At 38.8% G+C, this 209-nt stretch carries 1 protein-coding gene; it reads right to left on the bottom strand.

Annotation, left to right across the window (positions count from 1 at the left end):
* The coding region (locus LMB56_RS00005; protein WP_267865167.1) for a reverse transcriptase domain-containing protein at positions 1–209 on the bottom strand (209 nt) is incomplete at both ends.

Raw genomic sequence — 209 nt, 5'->3', positions numbered from 1 at the left:
AGTCTTAGTGTCCATGGGTCATCAATATATTGTTGGAGATACTTAATCATCAAGTCATGATTAACGTTATCAAAATAGGCTTTTAGGTCTAAGTCGACAACTCTTCGATAACCTTGATTATAAAGATCTACTACTTTTGCAATAGCGTCGTGAGCCCCACGGTGAGGGCGGAAGCCAAAACTATTATCAGAGAAAACACGCTCAAAGAT

The sequence above is a fragment of the Limosilactobacillus reuteri genome, from assembly GCF_020785355.1.
GTDB lineage: Bacteria > Bacillota > Bacilli > Lactobacillales > Lactobacillaceae > Limosilactobacillus > Limosilactobacillus reuteri_I.
This window is presented reverse-complemented; position numbering and strand designations above follow the sequence as displayed.